Raw genomic sequence first — 529 nt, forward strand, 5'->3', positions numbered from 1 at the left:
CGCCGGCATCACCGTGGCGACTGGGGCGCTAGCCGGCGCTTATATTGCCGATATCACTTATGGCGATGAGAGCGCGCGGCACTTCGGCTTAATGAGCGCCTGTTTCGGGTTCGGGATGGTCGCGGGACCTGTGCTCGGTGGGCTGATGGGCGGTTTCTCCCCCCACGCTCCGGTCTTCGCCGCGGCAGCCTTGAACGGCCTCAATTTCCTGACGGGCTGTTTCCTTTTGCCGGAGTCGCACAAAGGCGAACGCCGGCCGTTACGCCGGGAGGCTCTCAACCCGCTCGCTTCGTTCCGGTGGGCCCGGGGCATGACCGTCGTCGCCGCCCTGATGGCGGTCTTCTTCATCATGCAACTTGTCGGACAGGTGCCGGCCGCGCTTTGGGTCATTTTCGGCGAGGATCGCTTTCACTGGGACGCGACCACGATCGGCATTTCGCTTGCCGCATTTGGCATTCTGCATTCACTCGCCCAGGCAATGATCACCGGCCCTGTAGCCGCCCGGCTCGGCGAAAGGCGGGCACTCATG

The 529-nt window shown here is 64.1% G+C and carries 1 protein-coding gene; it reads left to right on the forward strand.

The genetic code is table 11. The features are described 5' to 3' along the window. On the forward strand, window positions 1-529 hold a 529-nt coding region (locus R7040_RS29705; protein ID WP_318098083.1), incomplete at both ends, for an MFS transporter.

Source organism: Vibrio sp. 1069 (assembly GCF_033340555.1).